1 rRNA gene is annotated in these 545 nt (G+C 55.8%); it reads right to left on the minus strand.

Annotation, left to right across the window (positions count from 1 at the left end):
* Window positions 1-545 (minus strand): 23S ribosomal RNA (locus ACP5SP_RS08145); the annotation flags it as partial.

The raw sequence follows: 545 nt of genomic DNA on the forward strand, positions 1-545 counted from the left end.
GTCGTCGATGTGAACTCTCGGACGGTATCAGCCTGTTATCCCCAGAGTAACTTTTGTCCGTTTAGCCATGGCCCTTCCATTCAGTGCCACAGGATCACTAAGACCCGCTTTCGCGTCTGCTCGAGCCGTCGCTCTCACAGTCAGGCCACCTTTTGCCTTTGCACTCAACGGCTGATTACCAACCAGCCTGAGGTGACCTTTGTACGCCTCCGTTACCTTTTGGGAGGCGACCGCCCCAGTCAAACTGCCCGCCTGACACTGTCCTCTGCCACCTTTAGTGGCTCAAGTTAGCACTCCAACACATCAAGGGTGGTATCCCACCGCCGGCTCCCCGTCCCCTGACGAGAACGGTTCTCAGCCTCCCACCTATCCTGTACATGATGCGCTAAAGCACAATATCAGGGTACAGTCAAGCTTCATGGGGTCTTTCCGTCTAGCCGTAGGTACCGGGCATCTTCACCCGGATTGTAGTTTCACCGAGCCTCCCGCTAAGACAGTGCCCAGATCGTTACGCCATTCATGCACGTCGGAACTTGCCTGACAAG

The sequence above is a fragment of the Caldisericum sp. genome (assembly GCF_049967455.1).
Classification (GTDB): domain Bacteria; phylum Caldisericota; class Caldisericia; order Caldisericales; family Caldisericaceae; genus Caldisericum; species Caldisericum exile_A.